The organism is Sorangium sp. So ce836 (genome assembly GCF_028553905.1).
GTDB lineage: Bacteria > Myxococcota_A > Polyangia > Polyangiales > Polyangiaceae > Sorangium > Sorangium cellulosum_D.
Genome location: NZ_CP102233.1, coordinates 4,098,465 through 4,119,227, shown reverse-complemented (window position 1 = coordinate 4,119,227; position 20,763 = coordinate 4,098,465). Strand labels below are relative to the sequence as shown.

Here is a 20,763-nt window from a genome sequence, read left to right as displayed (position 1 = left end):
CGCAGCCGCCCGCGACACAGGCGCTCTCGCCGTGCGCCAGATCCGGACACGCCCGACCGCACAGGCCGCAGCTCAGCGCGTCGGTCTGGAGATCCCGGCAGAGCCCGTCGCAGCACGAGGCGCCGCCGTCGCACGGACGCGTCGGCGAGCAGCCCTGAGCGCACTCGCCCTCTCCGGTGCACAGCGTGCCAGGAGGGCAGTCGCCGTCCGTGACGCAGGCAACACAGGTGTGCTTGGCGGGATCGCAGTGGAGCGGAGCAGGGCAGTCGGACTGGGATTCACATCCGGCCACGCAGCGCTTCTCCTCGGGATCGCACACCTGGCCGGCCGGGCACGCGTCCGGGCCGGGGAGACATGCGACGCAGCTGCCCGTCGCCCGGTCGCAGAGCGGAGCGGCCGGATCCGCGGAGCAGTCGGTCGGGCACTCGGCCCCGCCCTCCCCTCCGCCGCCCAGGGGAACGCCGGGGGATCCGGCGCCGGCGGCGCAGGACGGCGCCGCCGCGGACGCGAGCGCGAGCCCTGCCAGGGCGACGAGCCCTCCGGTCCAGGCCAGGGGGCGGCGACGGACAGCGCGGGTTCTGGTCGACATCGGCGAGCTGCTCCCCTCCGCGGAGACGGCGCACCCGAGGGGTGCCCGACCGCGAGGATCGTAGAATACCCCGCCGGCGCCGCGGACGATGACGGATCCGCGGAGATCGGCTGCGCCGCTCGACGGGCGATGGCGCGCGCGGCGCGCTCGGTCGAGCTGGACGGAGGTGCGACCGAGACGGCGATCAGCGCGTGCGCTCGTACAGCGTGAAGGCGCCCTCGCGATCGATCCGGCGAAACGAGGTGTGCGCCGCGGTGAATAGCGGCCTCTCCGGCCGCTCGTTGCGGAGGATCACGTAGTCGTATGCGACGCCGTGGACATCCGGCTTGAACCGCTCACCGCGGTTCGCCGGCGGCGCGGGGAGCCGGCGCTTCAGCTTGAAGGGGAAGCCCACGTTGTGCCAGCCATCCGCGCTGAAGCCCCCGCGCATGACCTGCACCCACGAGGAGAAGTGGTTCGTGCCCTCGATGATCAAGGCCTCGTCGGTCCGCGGGGGCAGCGACACGAAGAGGACCTCGGCGCCCGGCGGGATCCGCGCCACCATGCGGGCAAACGGCTCGATCCGCTCGTCGAAGCTCGCGTATTTCTCCGAGAGGTGGAGCGGCAGCACGAGCGCGGCCGCCGCGGCAGGCGCCATCAGCAGGCGAGAGCGGCCCCGGAGCGGCGCCGGGATGGCCAGGAATCCGAAGAAGCAGATGAGCGGCGAGAAGCGCCCGCTCACGAACCACCAATCGAACGGGCGAGCGAGGTGCAGCGGCACGAGAAAATAGCAGGCCACCATCGCGGCGCAGAGGGCGAGGGAGCGGTGGTGGTGCAGCCGGCCGAGCGGCGAGCTGGCAGGCGGGGCCGCGTCCCGCCCGGGGAGGAGCAGGCCAAAGCGCCGAGCCAAGCTCCAGAGCGAGAGCAGCGACGCCACCGCGAGCAGCACCCAGAAGAGCTGGGTGTCGAGATCGCCCGACACCGAGTCGAGCGTGTATTCGGGGAACGAGCGGAGCATCTCGTGCCAGGGCACCCAGGCGCCCTGGAACCGCGGGCCGCTCCGCAGGTCGACCATGGGGCTCTTGAACGCGACGAGCTGCCAGGCGAGGAGCGCGACGGCGGGCGCGAAGAGCGGCAGCGCGCGGGCGATGCGAGACCACCGAGGCAGATAGCAGAGCATCAGCGCGGCGACGCAGACGTAATAGCCAAAGAGGATGAGCGGATGGCTGAGGCCGCAGCCGACGCTGAGCAGCGCCACGGCGGCGGCGCGCCCGGGGCTCGGCCGCTCGAGAGTTGCGTCGAGCGCGACGACGCCGGCGAGCAGCAACGCGATGCCGACGAGGAACGGCAGGAAGCCGCACGCCCACGAGAGGCTGAACGCCAGCGGGAAGGTGAGCAGCGAGAGCCAGGGGCTGCGCTGCGTCCGGTGCGCCCAGCCGAGCGCGGCCGCGGGGATCCCGAGCACATATCCGGAGAGCACGATCCGGTTCGCGTCCTCGAGATCGACGGCGTAGGCGAGGAGGTGCGTCAGGATGTGATAGGCGCCGTACGGGGCCGGACGGAGGCTGAGCTCGTAGAAGTCCCGGTAGCGAGTCCACGGCTCATCGAAGTGGTGCCAGATATGAACGGCCGCGAGGTGGTTCGGCAGATCGAGCAGGGGCAGGAACCGCACGCGCCATATCGGCACGACGGCCGCGACGGCGAGGAGCGCGAAGAACGCGACGAAGACGCGATCGCTCGCCCAGCCGGGCCACCGCCGCGACGCGGGGGGCTCCGCCGCGACGTCGCGCCGGGGCGGCGCCGCGGCGGGCGTGAGGGCGCTGTCGGGCGGGCTCGAACCGGGCATTTCCATGAGAACGGTGGCCCTCCCCCTCCCTCCGCGCGCGGCGCGAGCTGCGGGGAGGCCCGCGACGGGCTGCGAGCCATAGCACAGGACGCGGCGTCCGATTGCAGCGCCGCGTGTCTTCCTCTAGTTTCCCGGCCACCTCGCAGGCAAACACGGCACGCGATGACACCCACCGGCCATCCGGAGCGGCACGGGGCGCTCCACGCAGCCCTCCAGGAGACCTGAAGCCATGAGGCACCTTGCTTGCGTCGCAGGCGGCGCCGCCGTCCTGCTCGCCCTCTCCTCGCCGCGCGCGCAGGAGCCCGCGGCCGAGGCGCCCGCCGCCCCAGCGCCGGCCGAGGCGCAGGCGCCGAGCGGAGAGCCGGCCGATGAGCCGGAGCGCGCCGAGCCGCCCGCCGCCCGCCCGAGCGCGCCGGTGAGCCAGCGGCCGCGGCGGGACGCGCCGGCGCAGGCGTCGCCGGCGCCCGCGCGCGGCGACCTCCTCGCGCCGGGCTTCCGGGAGCGGATGCGCGTCGCGCTCGGGCCGCTGGAGGTCGCGCCGATCGCGCTGCTCGCGCTGCAGGCCGCGCCCTACGTGGGCGACGACGCGCTGAACCAGGCGGGGGACAGCGCCGAGCAGCCCGGCTTCCGGCTGCGCCGCGCCCGCGTCGGGCTGCGCGGCGACGTCGCGGGGCTCGTCCGGTTCGCCGTCTCGACGGAGCTCGCCGGGGGCGACGAGGGGACGGCGCGCATCCACGAGGCGTGGGCCGGCGTCACGGCGGAGCGCGCGCTCGAGGTCTACGCGGGCGCGCGGACCGTGCCCTTCTCGCGCTCGGCGATGCTCGGCGCCGGCGACGGGGCGCTCACCGAACGGCCGCTCGCCGTCCGCGCGATGGCGCCGTTCACGCAGGTCGGGATCCAGGCCGAGGGGCACTTCCAGGACCGCGCCTTCAGCTACCACGCGGGCGTCTACAACGCCTTCCAGCGCGCCGATCAGTTCTACGCGGGTCACTCGGAGAGCCTCGCCCCCCTCGGCAACCGCTTCGAGGGGATCGCCTTCGCCGGCAGGCTCGCCACCGAGCCGCGAGGCCCGCTCGGCCGCACCCTCCAGGACGTCGCCCACTCGCCCTTCCGCCTCGGGGTCGGCGCCGACGGCTTCTTCAGCAACGGCGGCGCGCGCACGCTCTACGGCGCGAGCGCCGATGTCCTGCTGCACGCCGCGGGGCTGCACGCGCTCGGCGAGGTGCTCTGGACCGGGGCGAGCCCCAAATCGGTGCCCACCCAGCCGATCTCGCAGGTCACGTCGGTGTCGTCGCTCGCGCTCGTCTTCGAGGCAGGCTACATGATCGTCGCCCGGAAGCTCGGCGTCTCGGGTCGGGTCGAGTGGATCGATCCCAACGTCGATGTCGACGACGAGGGGGACAACGTCGCGCTCACGGGCGGCGTGAGCTACCATGCGTACGACGATCTGCTGAAAGCGCAGCTCGATTACACGCATCGCGAAGAGCTCGGCGGGCTCTCGCTGGCGAACGACGCCGTCATCCTGCAACTCCAGCTCTCGCTGTAGGAGAGATCGCTGTGCGGCGAACACACCGCTGGTTCACGAGGGTCGCGCTCCTCCCGCTCGCCGCCGCCGCGCTCGCCGCCCCCGCGCTGCCGAGCTGCGGGGGCGACCGGCTGCTCCGCGCAAAGCAGATCGAGCACCGGGCCGAGCTCGTCGGCGGCCCGGTGGCGATGGCGGACGTCGGCGACTTCCTGCTCGAGAACGACCAGATCCGCGTGGCCATCCTGGGCGGGCGGGACTCGCCCGGGCCGGGGATCTTCGGCGGCGCCATCGTCGACGTCGATCGGCGCCGCGGCCGGATCGGCGAGGAGGGCGGACAGGGGCGAGATCGGTTCGCGGAGATGTTCTCGCTCGCCAACCTGATCGTGCCCGACCCGACGGCGACCGACGTCTCGGTGCTCGCCGACGGCTCGGACGGCGCCGAGGCGGGGATCCGCGTCGAGGGAGACGGGGAGTTCCTGTTCGAGGCGATAGGCCTGCTCCGGGCGCAGGAGGACCTGCTCGGCCTCTTCTTCCCCAACGTCCGCTCCAGGATCCGCTTCCGGACAGACTACCTCCTTCACCCGGGCGATCGGTTCGTGACCGTGCGCACGGTGCTCCTGCTCGACGACAAGCCGCCGCCCGGCTGCGAGGCCCCGAGGAGCTGCGAGACGTGCCCGGACGGGTACCAGCAGGACCCGGGCGGCTGCCTGACCTGCGCGTGCAGCGATGTCCTGCCGCTCGACAACGCCACGGCCCCCGTCTCGGTGCTCGGCGGCGTCCTCGGGGATCCGGCGGACCAGGCGCAGGAGGAGGCGGCGCGCCGCGCCGGCATCGTCGCCGGAGACTTCGTGTTCTTCGGCAACCAGAACGACGTCTTCGCGCCCGGCGCCGGCTTCGACGAGGACACGGCGGTCCAGGACGCCTGGAACGCCGGGCGGAACTCGTTCTCGGAGCCGCTCACGTTCGATTTCGTGGCCGCGGCGGGCGGGGACGTCAGCTACGGCTACTTCACCAAGGCGCAGGAGGGCGCGGCGCCGTCCGTGGTCAACGTGCCCCTCTTCGCGAGCGCGGCGACGGCGTTCGTGTCCGCCAGCCGATCGTGCCTGTTCAGCGAGGAGGACGACGCGGCGTGCGACGCGCACCGCGCGTTCAGCTACGAGCGCTACCTGGCCGTGGGCGACGGCGACATCGCGAGCGTGACCGACGTGATGCACCGGCTCCGCGGGACCGAGACGGGCACGGTCCACGGCCACGTGCTGTGGGAGAGCACGCTGGAGGCCGCGCCGAACGCGCGGGTGTTCGTCTTCTCCGATCCGGATCCGTCGCGGCCCTTCGGCTCGCTCGACGAGCTCGTGGCGGCCAACCGGGAGGCGCGCGGCGACGTGGGCCTCATCAACGAGGTCGACGCCGACGTCGGCCTCGATCCATCCGAGGACGGCGATTTCCGCGCCGCCCTGCCGCCCGGCAGCTACGTGCTCGTCGCGCGGAACGCGGCGGGGACGGCGATGTCGGCGCCCGTCCGGGTGCGCCTCGGGGCCGGAGAGCAGGTCGCGGTGTCGCCGCGCCTGCCCACGCCGGCGACGGTGCGCTACCGCGTCGCGGACGAGGCTGGCCAGCGGATCCCGGCCAAGCTCGCCTTCATCTCGCTCGACGACGCGGGGCGGAGGCTCCCGGGCGACGGCCGGCGCAGGGTCTACCTCGGCGACGGCCGGCTCGGGAACGGCAACCGCGCGATCGAGGTCACCGCCACGGGCGAAGGAGAGGTCGAGATCGAGCCGGGGCGATACCAGATCACGGTGTCGCGAGGCATCGAGTACGGGATCTACGTGGAGCGCGACGTGACGCTCGCGCCGGGGCGCGCGTTCCAGCTCGACGCCACCCTCGTGCGCGAGGTCGACACGACCGGGTGGATGTCGGCCGACATGCACCTCCACTCCAGGCCGAGCTTCGACAGCGGCATGCCGCTGCCGCGGCGGGTCGCCACGGTCGCGGCCGAGGGCGTCGAGCTCGCGGTGTCGACCGACCACGACGTCGAGACGGATTACCAGCCGACCGCGCGCGCGCTCGGGCTCGCGCCCCACCTCGCCACCGCGATCGGGGCGGAGATCACGACGCTGGAGCAGGGGCATTTCATCGGCTTCCCGCTCAAGTACGACGAGCTCGACGTCCCGACCCACGGCGCGCACGACTGGACGTGCGAGCCGGGCGGGACGATCCTCGACGCCATCCGCGCCTCGGGCGACGGCACCGTGGAGCCGCTGACGATCGTCGCCCACCCGCGCGACGGCTTCTTCGGCTACGTCGAGCAGCTCGGCGTCGACACCTACACGATGGATCGGACGCCGACGTTCCTCGAGGAGAACAACCCGGTGTTCCGGACGGCGAGCTGCGCGTTCGACGCGATGGAGGTCATCAACGGCAAGCGGTTCGATCTGGTGCGCACGCCGAGCGTGGCCGAGGTCGTCGACTGGAATCGCTGCCTCGCGCGGCTGAACGCCGCCCAGGGCGAAGGCGAGATCGAGGCGGCGTGCCCCGAGGTGGCGGGCTGGCTGCGCGCGCCTTGCGCGGCCCCCGGCGGGTCGGCGCCGGCGGCGGGCGGCGCCTCCGGCTCGCCCTCGGGCGCCGCGGTCGCGGTGGCCATCGCCGACTGCAAGCGCCGCGCGCGCACCGAGCTCGCGTGGGCGCTCACGAAGCGGATCCTCGCGCGAACGCCCGACGAGCAGGAGAAGAACTGGGGCTTCCCCGGCACGAGCCCCGACAGCCAGGAGCTCTGCGGGCCCGCTGCGCTCGGCGACGGGCCGATCGCCGCGGAGGCGCGCGACGAGCCCTGCACGTTCCGGGCGGGCCAGGTGGACGACTACTTCCGTTACCTCGAGCGGGGGTTCTTGCCGGCGCAGATCGCCAGCAGCGACGGCCACGACGGCTCGAAGGAGCCGGGCTTCCCGCGGACCTATTTCCGCAGCGCGACCGACTCCCCGGCGGCGCTCGAGACGCCGGCCGCGGTCGAGAGCCTGCGGGGCGCGCACGCCTTCGCGACGTACGGCCCCTTCATCCGGGCGACGATCGGCGGCAAGACCTACGGCGAGGTGGCGGGGGCGAGCGCCGGCAAGCCGCTCGAGCTCCTCTTCGATGTGCAGACGGCGAGCTGGTTCGGCGTCGATCGGGTGGAGATCTACCTGAACGGCAGGATGATCCGCCTGCTGGAGCCGGACATGCCGCCGAGCGCGCTCGTGGACGTGCGCGGCAAGGTCACCTTCACGGTGCCGGAGCGCGACTCCTGGGTGGTGATCATCGCCATGGGCCTCGAGGACAGGAACCTCATGAGCCCTGTCTCCCTCGACGTCCCGTTCGGGGAGATCCAGCTCTCGCGGCTGGCGAGCGACGGGTTCGGCAGGATCCCCGCGATCAGCGCCCTGTTCGCGCCCACGCCGACGGTGCCCGACTGGTCGCCGGTCCCGCCTTATGCGGTGACCAACCCGATCTACATCGATGTCGACGGCAACGGCCGCTACGACGCTCCGCTGCCGAGGCCCGACTTCTGCTCTCGCCCGTGCGATCCGACGGTCCTCGATCCGGAGCAGTGCCCGGCGGAGCAGGATTGCCTGCTCGAAGAGCAGGTCTGCGGCTTCCCGATCCCCGGCAAGTGCGACCATCGCCGCCCGGCGCTCGGGCATCACGACGACTGAACGCCGCGGCGGGCTGCGCTCGCCGCGCGCGAGCGCCGCCGTCCCGCGAGCGCAGCGCCCGGCGCGCGCTCGCGCGGCCGGCGAGGCCCGTGGGATCGCGGAGAGGGCGCCGGCGCGCACGTGGCGAGGCACGCGCGCGCCGGCGTCGGCGGATCGCCGATCCGGCCGGCCGCTCCGGGCGGAGCTTACCGGCCCTCGATCGACTGCGACTTGATGTGGAACTCGACGCGCCGGTTGCGCTGCCGGCCTTCCGGCGTGTCGTTGGCCACGAGCGGCCGGCGGGAGCCGTAGCCCACGGAGGTGAGCCGCTCCGACTGGATGCCCTTGTTGATCAGGTAGACCCTGACCGCGATGGCTCGGTTGTGCGCGAGCCGGTCGTTGTAGTCGATGGTGCCCTGGTTGTCGGTATGCCCTTCGATGCTGAGCAGCTTGATCTCCGGGTTCGCCTTGAGCAGCCGCACGACCTCGTCGAGGATCGGATAGCTCTGCGGGAGGATCCTGGAGCTGTCGAACTCGAACTCGACCTGCTTCATGATCTCGATCTCGGCGGAGCCGGAGATCCTGCGGATGTAGTACGGGCAGCCGTTCTTTTCGGGCTCGTCGACGACGACCTGCCCCGGCTCCTTCGGGCACTTGTCCTCCGCGTCGGGGATGCCGTCCTGGTCCGCGTCGTCCTCGGGGCAGCCGTCGCGGTCGTCGATGCCGTCCTTGTCCTCGGGCTCGTCGGGGCACTTGTCGACGACGTCCGGGATGCCGTCGCCGTCGCGATCGGGCATGTCCGGGCAGCCGTCGGCCGGCTTCGGCTGCTTGCCGTCCTCGGGGTCCTCCGGGCAGAGGTCGATGACGTCGGGGTAGCCGTCGCCGTCGGTGTCCTTCTCCTCCTCGATGACGTAGTTGAAGCCGGGGGACCGGGTGGCGGAGTCGGCGATGCTGAACGAGTAGCCAACGACGGCGACCCCCCGGAAATCGGGCGCGTAGCCGCCGCTCATCCGGGTGCCGACGCCGGCGCCCGCGTAGAGCGCCTTGTCCTTGGTGAGGGCCATCCGGCCGTTCAGCTGCCACTCGATGGGGGAGGCGTCGAGCTCGCCGAGCGTCTCCTCGCGGAGGCCGAACGAGCCGAAGACCTCGGCCCCGACGCGGATCGTGTCGTCGCGCAGCGGGACGTAGCCGCCGACGCCGTACGTGAGCTCGCTGCCGACGCGGAGCTCGTGGAGCCGCACGGGCGGCCGGATCGCGACGCCGGTGTTGAGGGTGACGAAGAAGTCCTTGAAGTCGTATTCGGCGCCGAGGCCGAACGCGCTGCTCACGGTCCGGTCGCCGCCGAAGGAGTAGACGTTGCCGACGGGCACGAAGACCGCGGCCGTGAGCCCCAGCCGGAAGCGCCGCTCGTCGAGCTCGAGCGCGACGAGGCGCGCGTCGAGCCGGAGGTCCATCGGGGTGGCGGTCTTCAGGTTGACGCACTGGTCCAGGCCGAGGGTCCGGTCGGGGTGGCAGGTCTGGTTGCCGTCCTGGAACGCGACGATCGGGAACGAGGCCTGGAGGGCGCCGCGGCCGAGGATCTCGACGCCGGCGTTCAGGTAGGTGATGAGCTGCGAGGTGACGGGCCCGTCGCCTTCGAGCTGCTCCTCGACGGCGAGGTCGTCAACGTAGTTGTCGTTGCGGAGCGGGTGGACCGAGACGCCGACCCCGAGCTGCCCGAAGAGGCGCGTCTTTTCACCCATGTGGGGGCGCCAGACCCCGATCCCGTCGTCGGGGGCGCCGGCCATCCTGAGGCGATCGAGGTAGAAGGTCCGTTCCTGCGCGCGCGCGGCGGAGGGCGCAAGCGCGACGAGGGCCGGTGCGGCCAGGGCTGCTGCGGTCAGCGCGCAGCGAAGGCGCGACGGGGGTCGCGGCTTACCGCCCGGCAGGGTTCTTCGATCCATCACGGTGAGCTGTCCTCCAAGCAACGCTCGAAAAACGAGGTTGACGCGGGCGTTCCGCCGCATGCGGGCCGGCGTCCGGGCGGGAGATTACTCGGGCCGGGGGAGGATGTCTCCTGGGTCGAACCAGGAGGTGCGAGGCGCCCGCCGGGGCGGGGCCGGCTGTGTCCGGGGCGCGCGGGGGCGGGTGGGGCGGGCCGGGGCTCCGACGCCGGCGGAGTGCGTCGAGGCGCTCCTGGCTGCATGGAGAAGCCAGCGGTAGGCCGAGGAAACGTCTCGACGAGCGAGACGACGACACCGGCAGCGCTTCGCTTTCGGCGAGGCGCGCGCGTTGACGTCGGCAAGGTCGCCGCACCGAGGAGCGATTACTTCGGCACCTTCATCACCGTACCGGCGTCCCGGTCCACCCAGTAGACGTAGGTATCGTCTACCACGATCGTCGTTGGATACTGCTGCTCTCCGGCGAGGAGGGTCGGGACGCCACCGTCAACCTCAACCTTCATCACCTTACCGCCATCACGACTCGTCCAGTACACATAAGAGCCGTCGACAGCAATATTGCGCACATTTTCAACATCTTGCCCACTCACGAGAGCGACCGGAGCGCCACCATCTATCGGCGCCCTCATCAGCGCCCCCTTACCGCCGACGACGTTCGTCCAGTAAACATTCACACCATCAACAGCGATCGCCGACGGAGAGTCTTGACCTTCGGCAACAACAGTCAACATACCACCTTCAACTGACACCTTCATCACCGCACCGCCGTCACTGTTCGTCCAGTAGACATGGAGATCGTCGACAGCGATACCGTATGGACGAGGCTGCGCCTCCGCGAGAGCGACCGGGTCTCCGCCATCAATCCGCACCTTCATCACTGAACCCTGAGGGTATGGATTCGTCCAGTAAACATGACTGCCGACGACAGCGACACCAGTTGGGATCCCCGTATCAACGAGACTGGTCACGGCGCCGCCACCGAGACGCACCTTCATCACCTTTCCCTGGTCGGAGCTCGTCCAGTAGACATTCATGGAGTCGACCACGACATTCAACGGATAGCGCTGCCCTTCGACAAGAACGCTGGGAGCGCCTCCACGAATTGGCACCTTCATCAGCGCCCCGGCGCTCGTATTGAACTCACCCTGGTTCGCCCAGTAAACGCTGTTGGCATCGACCGCCATGCCGATAGGGCTCGCTTGGCCCGTCGCCAGAGAGATGGGCAGGCAGAGCGACTTCACGCACGGCTGACCTAAGCAGTCATGCCCACAGGAGCCGCAGTTCTGTGGGTCGTAACTTGTGTTCGTGCATGCCCCGGAGCAGCTCGTTTGTCCGTTCGGACATTCAGGAGCCTCTACCCCGCCCGCGCTCGCGGTCCCTCCGCCCGCGCTCGCGGTCCCTCCGCCCGCGCTCGCGGTCCCTCCGCTGCCACTCCCGCCAGCGCTCGTGGTGCCTCCGCCCGCGCTCGCCGTTTCGTCCGTGAACTCGTCGAGACCGAGCACAAGGGCGCACCCGCCAGCGATGAGGCCGACGCCGGCAAGGCAAAGCAACGTGCGTAGTTGCGTGTAACCCGTCGCCATCATCCCTCCCGAATCAGAAGCCCAATGCTACCAGCGCGCGGCTCTAACCAAACAGCACCGCACAGATGTCAAATCCTCGCTTATCGTGGTCTCGCTTATCGTGGCGGCTGTGGGGCTGAGGTCATCCGCAGAGCTACCCGGCCTTTCAACGTATGTCCGGGGAGAGCCACCCTACCGGACGGTACGTTCGCCCTGCTCTGGAAGCGCCCCCGCGCGCCGACCGCGACTGAGCAGCATTGGCGGCGGATGTTGCAGTCGCGGTACAGGATGAGCCGTCACCCCGCCGAAGCTCGCTCCGCCGCCGGCCGGCAGAGCTGCCACGCCGAGCTTCTACGTAGAGCCGTACCTCACGACCCTCGTCCGGTCAGGGTGCAGCACATCGGCGGGCGGGATCCACGGCTGCGCCGACTAGTTGGCTGTGGGAGGTATCTCGACATCATTGATCGGCAAGAATCCAGCACCGGCAGGGTACGCGTAGGATACACGGTAGTTCTGCTGGATCGCTCCCCAACCCCAGACCGTGACGCCGAACGGGAGATCGCTCCTCATTTCGTGTCTTCCGTTCGCGCAGTCGCCCACCGACTCGAAATTCCCCGTAGTCAGGTTGACGATCGTATACTCGTAATTACCATCGCCGATGGGCTTCCACCCACCGAGCTTGCCTGCACAATCCAGCTCCACGTCGGCAAACTCGTTGTTCAGCTTCGAGCGGGTGCGAACGACGGCAAGGCTCGTCTCGGGGTATGTCGGATCCGTAAAGAACACATAATAATCGAGATACTGAGACGGAGGGATCACATTGACCCAATCCGGATCTCCGATGGTGCTATACTGATTTCCGCCCGTCATGTACTGGCCGACATAGAACGGATGATTACCATCTTGACTCTTGACGACAAAAGGCCCCTCGGCCTCGAATTCGTACACCTTGCCCTGCTCGATGCTCTCCGGAGCGCCATCGGGCTTGGACGGCTCCCAGGTGAGCGACGTGCCGTCGACCATCCCCACGATGCGCCAGGGCGGTGATTCGTTGCTTCCCTCGATGCGGTCACGGTAGCGGACCGCCGCGTACTCGCTGCCGGTAGCCCTCACAGGCGCGATCTGCTGCTGACCCGAGTCGCAATCACCAACACCGCTCGGCACGAGCATGCAGGCGTGGGCGCCAAAAACACCGACAGGCTTGGTCGACTGTATCGGGCTTCCAGTCAGCTCCGCCGGCTGCGTGATCTGAAGGAACTCGCCCGCATTCAGCGTGTACGTCTTCGCCATGCCGCGCGTCGCAGGCTCCACACCGGTCCCGCCGACGATGTCGACCCCCGGCCGGATCGTGACGTCGGTCTCATTCTGATGAGCAACGACGGCCAGCGACGGATACGACCCAGGGTAATCGTCTGGCGACGCCGACTCCGACTCCGAGTAGCCGTTGATAGCGATGTAGTTGGTGTCCCATGCGCTGGTCGGCAAGAGCAAGGTCGCTGACGTGAAGGCGGCCTTCCCACCACCATAGGGAAGCATCTGGTAGGCCACGACAGGATAATCGGTCGTGATGTGGAAAGCGGTTCCGCGACCGGTGCCCGAGACGCCGGTCTCTAGATCGAGCGCGCCGACCGCGGGGCAGTCCTCGACGCTCGCCCCAGCAGATTTCCTTGAAAGGAACAGGATCGCGACCTGTCCAACAGGGAGCCCAGCGTTTGCATCATACTCCGCGTAATCCACTCTGCTCGTGGTCGGATTCCACGTCGGAATATAGGCGAAGTTCTCGACCGGGAGCTGCTCCCCACCGCGCGCGACGCTGATCTTGACAGGCAAGTCCCACGTGTTCGCGACCATCGCAGCGAAGCACGCGCCCTTGGTGGTCGGCATCAGCGCCGTCTTCAGCGCCCAGTAGTCGCACCCGTACGAGCTCTTCGACTTCTCCGCCGCCTCGCACGGGTTCGGCTCGCACTTCGCGTTGACGCACCCGAACTCGGGCCCGCACTCCTCGATCGTCACGCCATTGCAGCTGATGACCTTCTTCAGATCATTGGAACACGTGTACTCGCACTGCCCCCCCTGACCGAAGGTCCCCGTGCTCCCCCCCTCGCCGCCCTGGCCGCCGGTGCCGCCCCCGCCCGTCCCGCCGGGCCCCGAGCCGCTGCCGGTGAGCTCTCCACGGTACGAGTCCGAGCACCCGGCGAACGAGCCCGTCACACCGGCTGTCGCTGCAAAAATACCCACAATCGCGTGTCGACGGTATCTAGCTATGTTCGCCATCTCCACAGGGCTCCTTCCCCCACAAGCATCCTGAAAAACTTCGCGAATGCGAGCCTAACACGGTTCGCCCGCCCTGGGGAGGCCCGCGAAAGCGCACGCGATTTTTCAGCGGCCTCATGAGAGAGGGCTCTAGCTTTCAGGAATGCAATGCGCGCCTGACCTCGCACCATCGCCCTCTAGCGCCAGGACGGACAGAGAGGCCCTGTTCAGCGAACCGACCTCCCACCGCTCCCCTCTCCATGGGTGGGACGAGGTGGTCCGGCCAATTCGACTCCCGCGACTTCCGCGTACCTCGCCCCTACTCCCGCTCAATGAGCGTCTTCGCTGTCCGTCGCAGCCCCCGCCCGGCCGCTGCCGAAGACGCGGAAGAGCACGTACAGCGAAGGGAACAGCAGCACGAATCCGACGCCCAGGACCCAGACAAGCAATCGCAACGTCCTCGGGTTCGCCGCCGCCCCCGCGAGCGTCACGTCCGGCACCACCAGGTACGGGTACTGCGAGGCAGCCCAGCCCAGCAGGATCAGCGTGACCTGCGCCGCCGCCGCGAAGCGCGCCAGACGGAAGCGGCGCGTCCACAGCCCGAAGAACGCCGCCGTGGCCGCAATGCCCGTGGTGACGTGGAGCGGCCACGTGATCGGATGATCCGTCAGCCCCTCTCGGATGAGCGGGGCGCCCTCGAACGAGGCCGCGAAGGACGCGAGCGCGAGCGCCGCGACCACGCAGCCCGAGACGAGCGCGCGGAGACGGAAATCGTCGACGAGCGCGGGCTCCGTCGCCTCGTTGGTCAGGTAGACCGCCGCGAGGAACGCAAAGAGCGAGAGCGCGAACAGCCCGACCATGAACGGAAACAGCGAGAGCCACGGCGCGAAGAAGCCGCTCGTCACCACCCCCGACGCCACCCGGATCCGCCCCGAGGCCACCGCGCCGACGATCATGCCGAGCAGCACCGGCGCGATCACGCTCGCCAGAGAGAAGAGCAGCCCCCAGCGCTTCTGCCGCCGATCGCGCCGCGAGTCGTAGCTGCGGAAGCTGAACGCCGAGCCGCGGAACACGACGCCGAGGAGGAACAGCGTGAGGGGGACGTGCAGCGCGACCGAGATCGCCGCGAACGCCGGAGGAAACGCGGTGAAGAGCAGCACCACGACAAGGATGAGCCACACGTGGTTGGCCTCCCAGATCGGGCCCATGACCCGCTCGATGAGCGCGCGCTGCTCCTGCTTGCGCGGGCCGGAGGCGAGCAGATCCCAGACGCCGCCGCCGAAATCCGCCCCGCCGAGCAGCGCGTACAGCACGAGCGCCGCCACCATCACCCCGCCGAGGAACCACTCAACGACCATCGGCCGCGCCTCCCCCGAGCGCGCGCAGCCCGCCGCCGCCCGCCGGCCCGGCCCCGCGCGGCTCGCCGCCGCCCGCCGCCCCGTCCCCCGGCGGCGCGGCGTCTCCCGTCACCGCCAGCGGCGCCGCGCGGAGCTGGCGCACGAGCAGGTAGACCACCACGACGCCGAGGAAGACATAGAGCGCCGTGAACGTCCAGAAGGGCGCCTCGAGGTGCGGGAACGGGGTCACCGCGTCGCGCGTGCGCATCGCCCCCCGCACGATCCACGGCTGGCGGCCGAACTCCGTCACCAGCCAGCCGGCCTCCATCGCCACGATGCCGAGCGGGCTCGAAACGACCACCGCCCAGAGGAACGGGCGCTGATCCGGGATCCCCCGGCGGCGCCACGCGAGCGCCGCCGCGACAAGCGCGAGCAGCGCCATCGCGGAGCCCGCGCCCACCATCACCTGGAACGAGAGGTGCGTCGCCGTCACCGGCGGCCACTCGTCGCGCGGGATCGCGTCGAGCCCCGGCACCACCGCGTCGGGATCGGCGTGCAGGAGCATCGACAGGCCGCCCGGGATCTCGAGCGCGTAGTCGACCTCGCCCCGCTCCACGTCGGGCAGGCCGCCGACGAGCAGCGGCGCGCGGGCCGAGGTCTCGAAGTGCGCCTCCATCGCCGCGAGCTTGGCGGGCTGCCCCTCGCCGACCTCGACCGCCGCGAAATGGCCGACGAACGGCTGCGCCAGCGCCGTCACCCCGGCGATCGCGAGCGTCACCGCGAACGCCTTGCGGAACAGCGGGCTCTTCGGGTGCCGCAGGAGCACGAGCGCGTGGATCCCCGTCATCACGAACGCCGTCGCCTGATAGCACGCGAGGATGCCGTGCAGCGTCTCGTGCTTCCACGGCGGGCTGAACATCGCCGCCACCGGGTCGATGTCGGCCGGGCGGCCCCCCACCATCGTGAACCCGGCAGGATCGTTCATGCACGCGTTCACCAGGATCACGAAGAACGCCGAGAGCGCGCCGCTCAGCGCCACCAGCGCGCCCGAGAGCAGGTGCAGCTTCGGCGGGAGCTTGCCCCGCCCGTAGAGGTAGATGCCGAGGAAGATCGCCTCCGTGAAGAAGGCGAACCCCTCCAGCGAGAACGGGAGCCCGATCACCTCGCCGAACGTCCCCATGAAGCTCGGCCACAGGAGCCCGAGCTCGAACGAGAGCACCGTCCCCGAGACGGCGCCCACCGCGAACAGGATCGCCGTCCCCTTCGCCATGCGCTTCGAGAACTCGAGGTAGTCTCGATCGCCCGTCCGGTGCCAGAGCGCGTCCGCGATGACCATGATCAGGGGCAGCGCCACCCCGGCGGCCGCGAAGATCATGTGAAATGCCAGCGAGAGGCCCATCTGGGCCCTGGCATAGAGGAGGCTGTTCATGAGGCCCCGTACGGCTCCCTTCTCCGGCGCGACCGCGACCGGCGCCGCGTCCGCTCTCCCGCGGCGGCGGCCCGCGCGCTCCCGGCGACCATAGGGATGCGCGCGTCGGGGACAAATAGGGTCGAACACGGCTAAGCTCCAGGGCGATGCAGACCCTTGTCGAGCTCGTCGCGCGGAAGCGCGACGGCGGGCGGCTGTCCGAGGACGAGATCGCGCGGCTCGTCCGCGCCCACGGCGACGGCGAGCTCGCCGACTACCAGATGAGCGCGCTGCTCATGGCCGTCTTCTTCCGCGGCATGGACGACGCGGAGACCGTCGCGCTCACCCGCGCGATGCTCACCTCGGGCGACGTCCTCGACCTGTCCGACGTGCCCGGACGCAAGGTCGACAAGCACTCCACCGGCGGCGTCGGCGACAAGGTCTCGATCTGCCTCGCCCCCCTCGTCGCCGCCTGCGGCGTCCCCGTGCCGATGGTGTCCGGCCGCGGCCTCGGCCACACGGGCGGCACCCTCGACAAGCTCGAGGCCATCCCGGGGTTCGACGTGGCGCTCGACGCCGCGACGTTCGCGCGCGTCGTCCGCGACGTCGGGACGTGCATGATCGGGCAGACCGCGCGGATCGCGCCTGCGGACAAGCGCATCTACGCGCTGCGCGACGTGACGGCCACGGTCGAGTCGATCCCGCTCATCGTCGCGAGCATCCTCTCGAAGAAGCTCGCCGAGGGCATCGACGCGCTCGTGCTCGACGTCAAGGTCGGGCGGGGCGCGTTCATGAAGACCCTCGACGACGCCCGCGCGCTCGGGACCGCGCTCGTGCGCGTCGGGACCGCGGCCGGAAAGCGCGTCTCCGCGCTGCTCACCGACATGAGCGCCCCGCTCGGGCGCGCCGTCGGCAACGCCATCGAGACCCGCGAGGCGATCGAGGTGCTGCACGGCCGCGGGCCGGGCGACCTCGTCGCGTGCACGCTCGCCCTCGGGGAGGAGATGCTGATCGCCGGCGGCGCCGCGGCGAGCGCGGCCGAGGCGCGGCCGAAGCTCGAGGCCGCCATCTCGAGCGGCGCCGCGGCCGAGGTCCTCGCGCGGATGATCGCGGCGCAGAAGGGCGATCCGGCCGTGGTGAACGACCCCGGCCGGCTGCCCGGCGCCCCGGTCGTGATCGACGTCGCGGCCGAGGGCGAGGGGTACGTCGTCGCCGTCGATCCGCTGGAGATCGGGCTCTCCGCGGTCGCGCTCGGCGCCGGGCGGACGCGCGCCGACCAGCGCGTGGACCCCGCCGTGGGCGTCGAGCTCGCCGCCGTGCGCGGCGATCGCGTGGAGCGCGGGGCGCCCCTCGCCCGCATCCACGCCCGCCGGGCCGACGACGCCCGCGCCGCGGCCGATCGCGTCCGCGCCGCCTTCCAGCTCGGCCCGGCGCTCGCCCCGGCGCCCGCGCTCGTGCTCGAGCGCATCGAAGCGTAGTCCGCTCGCGGCCGCCGCGCCGGCCCACTAAGCTCCCGGCATGCGGACCCCGCGGCGCGACCTCACCACGCTCGGCTACCGGCGGATCATCCAGCTCCTCGTCTACCTGGTCATCATCCCCGGCGTGCTCCTGTCGGGCGTCGGCTTCCTCCTCCTCGTGCTCGGCGAGGCCCAGTACAACCTCATCGTGGGGATCCTGGTCCTCACGTTCTGCGGGACGCTCGCGACCGGGGTCATCCTCGTCTGGGTCTTCCTCCGGCGCGAGCGCAACCTGTCCGAGCTCCAGGCCGATTTCGTGTCCAAGGTCTCGCACGAGCTGCGCACGCCGCTCACGTCGATCCGGATGTTCACCGAGACGCTCAAGCTCCGGCGCGGCGACGCGCACAGCGAGGATCGCTGCATCGACGCCCTCACCAAGGAGAGCGCCCGGCTCCAGCAGCTCATCGACCGGCTGCTCGACTGGGGGCGGATGGAGAGCGGCCGGCGCGTCTACGAGCTCTCGGAGCAGGACCTCGGGGTGGTCGTCCACGAGGCGATCCACGCCTTCGAGCCGACCCGCGAGAAGCGCAGCGTCGAGCTCGACGTCTCCGTCGACGCGAACCTCCCGCCCGTGATCTGCGATCGCAGCGCGCTCGTCGACGCGATCGTGAACCTGCTCTCGAACGCCTACAAGTACGGCGGTCAGCCGAGGAAGATCAGCGTCTCCGCCCATGTCAGCAAACGGTCGGCGCTGATCACCGTCCGCGACAACGGCAAGGGCATCGCCCGCAAGGAGCACAAGCGGATCTTCGAGAAGTTCTACCGGGTCGACGACCTCCTGGCCCGGCAGCAGGAAGGCTCGGGGCTCGGGCTGTCCATCGTCAAGCACGTCATCCGGGCACACGGGGGTCGGATCCTCGTCGAAAGCGAGCCCGGGAAGGGCAGCACCTTCACGCTCGTGCTCCCGCTCCGGGGCTCGGCGAGGGCGACCGCCGCCGCGAGGCCGCCGGCCGTCGCCGAGGCGCCCCCCGAGGCGGCGGATCACGGCGTCAGGGCGGACGCATCGCCGTAGGCGCGGCCGCCTCCGGTCCGGACATGGACATGCTAGAGGACGTGCTCAGCATGACCCGGAACCCTCAGGCACCGGCCCGGACCGTCCTGCTCGTCGAGGACGATCCCAGCATCGCTATGGGTCTCGAGATGAACCTGACCGCCGAGGGCTACCGCGTCGAGGTGGCCGAGGACGGCGAGCGCGGGCTCGCGCTCGCCCGCGCCGGCGGGATCGACCTCATCATCATCGACGTGATGCTGCCGCGCCTGAACGGCTTCGAGCTCCTGCGCATCCTCCGGAACGAGCGGCGCACCCTGCCCGTGATCATGCTGTCCGCGCGCGGCGCCGAGATGGACAAGGTGATGGGCCTCGAGCTCGGCGCCGAGGACTACATCACGAAGCCGTTCAGCCTGGCCGAGCTGCTCGCCCGCGTGAAGGCGGTGCTCCGGCGCGACGCGATCGCGCGCGCGGACGGGGCGCAGCTGCGCGCCGGCGACATCGTGATCAACGCGGCGACGCGCGAGGTCCGCCGCGGCGAGGCGCTGATCGAGCTCACGGCGACCGAGTTCGACGTCCTGCTCTGCCTCGCCGAGGCCGGCGGCCGGGTGCTGTCCAGGGAGCAGATCCAGGCCAAGGTGTGGGGCCCGACGCACCACGGCACCCCGCGCACCATCGACAACTTCATCCTCCAGCTCCGCAACAAGCTGGAGGACAACGCGACCGCGCCGCGCCACATCCTGACCGTGCGCGGCGTCGGCTACCGCTTCGTCCCCTGATCGCGGGCCTCGCCGGCCGCGTCGGCGAGGGCGCGCTCGGCCGGCGCGCGCCCTCGTCGACGCGCGCGCCCTTCCGGGCAGAGCGCCCGTCAGGGCGCCTGACAGAACTTGTTGATGTTGTCGACCAGCGGGTCTTCCTGCTTGATCGCCTTCTCGATCGCGGCCTGGGCGGTGTTGCTCTTCTCGGCGTCGTTCGCGTCCGCGGCGGTCGCGAGATCGCGCGCCGCCTTGGCGACGTCCTTCGCCATGGCCTGGTACTCGCCCGAGAACTTCTGCAGCTCCGGGGTGGTCAGCTTCACCTGCGCCGCGTCGGCCGCCACCTTGTCCATCGCGTCGGCCATCGCCTTCAGCTCGCTCGACCCGCCCTGATCGGCGCCGGTCTTGGTGCCCTTCTCGATGCTCTGGACGCCCTTGTTGATGACCTCGATGAGCGCGTTGCACTCCGAGACCTTGTTCTGGCCGCAGCCGCCAGCGCCGGCGACGAGCCCGAGCGCGGCGACGAGCGCCGCGAGGGTGACCTGGGTGCGCATTCTGCTGTGTCTCCTCATGTGGTGAGCGAGGCCGGTCCGCCCATCCCTAAACGCCACGGCATGAACCCACATTTTGCGGGTATGTTTCAACATGGAATCGGCGTCCCGCGTCCGCGGGCGCCGCGCGGGTCATGCTCGAACCCGCCAGTTGCCCTGGAAAGTTCGGCCGATGTCGTCGGCTGTGGGATCCGTGATGATGAGCTCCGGCCGGCCGCCTTGCGCGAACACGATCGTGTTCTGCCGGAAGACGCGGCCGAAGGCGATCGCCTCGTCCCGGTCCATGCCGTGGACGAGCCAGGCCGGCTCGCGCCAGATGCCCTCCGGCTCCGCCTCGGAGCCGACGCACGGCTCGACCCGGTAGCACCCGAGGATCAAGAGATCGCGGAGGACGTGGTGGCGCTGATCGTTGACCCGGCGGGGGATCAACATCGAGCGCGGGTTGTAGGCGGTGAGCACGGCGAACTTGCGGGTCAGGAGGTCGGGGAGCCCGGCCTGATCCTGGACGATCTCGCCGTCCAGCGAGACGCGCAGCGTCCCCGCCGCCGTGGGGAACTCGTAGATGGTCGAGAAATACGACCGGAGGAGCGTCTGATCCATCGTGAAGCGGTGGGTGTGAGGGGGCCGCGGCGCTCGGCGCACCGGGTGCGTCGCCTTGCAGAGGGGCCCATGGCGTGAGCGCCCGGGCCGCCGGGCGCGACGGCGGAGGGTTACCAGAGACGCGCCGCTCTGGCTACTCGCCGGCGTCCCGCGCCGCCGGCGGCGCGCCGGAGCCGGCGCGCGCTTCCCCTGCCCCGCCCGGTGCGCTAAGCGTTCCGCGCGATCGCCCGGCCTGCCCGCGCGGGCCGCGC

At 70.7% G+C, this 20,763-nt stretch carries 13 protein-coding genes; 5 read left to right on the top strand and 8 right to left on the bottom strand.

What is annotated here, in order from left to right:
• Positions 1-773: 773 nt before the first annotated feature.
• A complete protein-coding gene (locus NQZ70_RS15195; RefSeq protein WP_237245324.1) occupies positions 774-2,420 on the bottom strand; it encodes a hypothetical protein in 1,647 nt (548 codons plus the stop codon).
• A gap of 223 nt (positions 2,421-2,643) precedes the next feature.
• Here NQZ70_RS15195 and NQZ70_RS15190 point away from each other — a divergent pair, with 223 nt between their 5' ends.
• Positions 2,644-3,960, top strand: coding sequence for a porin (locus NQZ70_RS15190; RefSeq protein ID WP_129574846.1), 1,317 nt, complete (start codon positions 2,644-2,646; stop codon positions 3,958-3,960).
• Between the two features lie 11 nt (positions 3,961-3,971).
• Positions 3,972-7,625, top strand: coding sequence for a PHP domain-containing protein (locus NQZ70_RS15185; RefSeq protein WP_272828423.1), 3,654 nt, complete (start codon positions 3,972-3,974; stop codon positions 7,623-7,625).
• 185 nt (positions 7,626-7,810) lie between these two features.
• Here NQZ70_RS15185 and NQZ70_RS15180 read toward each other — a convergent pair whose 3' ends face one another.
• From NQZ70_RS15180 to NQZ70_RS15160, 5 genes are all read right to left on the bottom strand, one after another.
• Positions 7,811-9,547 carry an OmpA family protein gene (locus NQZ70_RS15180; RefSeq protein ID WP_129574845.1) on the bottom strand — a complete coding sequence of 579 codons (1,737 nt, stop codon included), beginning with the start codon at positions 9,545-9,547 and terminating at the stop codon, positions 7,811-7,813.
• A gap of 362 nt (positions 9,548-9,909) precedes the next feature.
• Entirely contained in the window at positions 9,910-10,785 is an 876-nt protein-coding gene (locus tag NQZ70_RS15175; protein ID WP_237245321.1) for a DUF5050 domain-containing protein, read from the bottom strand.
• Positions 10,786-11,532: 747 nt separating this feature from the next.
• On the bottom strand, positions 11,533-13,377 hold the full coding sequence (locus tag NQZ70_RS15170) for an IgGFc-binding protein (RefSeq protein WP_129574843.1): 1,845 nt from the start codon (positions 13,375-13,377) through the stop codon (positions 11,533-11,535).
• A 308-nt stretch (positions 13,378-13,685) separates the two neighbouring features.
• Entirely contained in the window at positions 13,686-14,714 is a 1,029-nt protein-coding gene (locus NQZ70_RS15165; RefSeq protein ID WP_129574842.1) for a cytochrome d ubiquinol oxidase subunit II, read from the bottom strand.
• Positions 14,704-16,122: a cytochrome ubiquinol oxidase subunit I gene (locus tag NQZ70_RS15160; protein WP_129574841.1), complete on the bottom strand. Its 1,419-nt coding sequence runs from the start codon at positions 16,120-16,122 to the stop codon at positions 14,704-14,706. The genes NQZ70_RS15165 and NQZ70_RS15160 overlap by 11 nt, the downstream gene beginning before the upstream one ends.
• Before the next feature lie 146 nt (positions 16,123-16,268).
• Here NQZ70_RS15160 and NQZ70_RS15155 point away from each other — a divergent pair, with 146 nt between their 5' ends.
• The 3 genes from NQZ70_RS15155 to NQZ70_RS15145 are packed head-to-tail and all read left to right on the top strand — an operon-like array spanning position 16,269 to position 19,385.
• Positions 16,269-17,579, top strand: a complete 1,311-nt coding sequence (locus tag NQZ70_RS15155) for a thymidine phosphorylase (RefSeq protein ID WP_129574840.1) — start codon at positions 16,269-16,271, stop codon at positions 17,577-17,579.
• 40 nt (positions 17,580-17,619) lie between these two features.
• Entirely contained in the window at positions 17,620-18,630 is a 1,011-nt protein-coding gene (locus NQZ70_RS15150; RefSeq protein ID WP_129574839.1) for a cell wall metabolism sensor histidine kinase WalK, read from the top strand.
• A gap of 50 nt (positions 18,631-18,680) precedes the next feature.
• Positions 18,681-19,385 (top strand): response regulator transcription factor, encoded by a 705-nt coding sequence (locus tag NQZ70_RS15145; RefSeq protein WP_044988231.1) that lies wholly within the window; start codon positions 18,681-18,683, stop codon positions 19,383-19,385.
• An 89-nt stretch (positions 19,386-19,474) separates the two neighbouring features.
• On the opposite strand, the gene NQZ70_RS15140 is transcribed toward NQZ70_RS15145, so the two are convergent.
• Positions 19,475-19,915 (bottom strand): hypothetical protein, encoded by a 441-nt coding sequence (locus NQZ70_RS15140; RefSeq protein WP_020734897.1) that lies wholly within the window; start codon positions 19,913-19,915, stop codon positions 19,475-19,477.
• 129 nt (positions 19,916-20,044) lie between these two features.
• Positions 20,045-20,512, bottom strand: a complete 468-nt coding sequence (locus NQZ70_RS15135) for a DUF3293 domain-containing protein (RefSeq protein ID WP_061616525.1) — start codon at positions 20,510-20,512, stop codon at positions 20,045-20,047.
• Positions 20,513-20,763 lie beyond the last annotated feature (251 nt).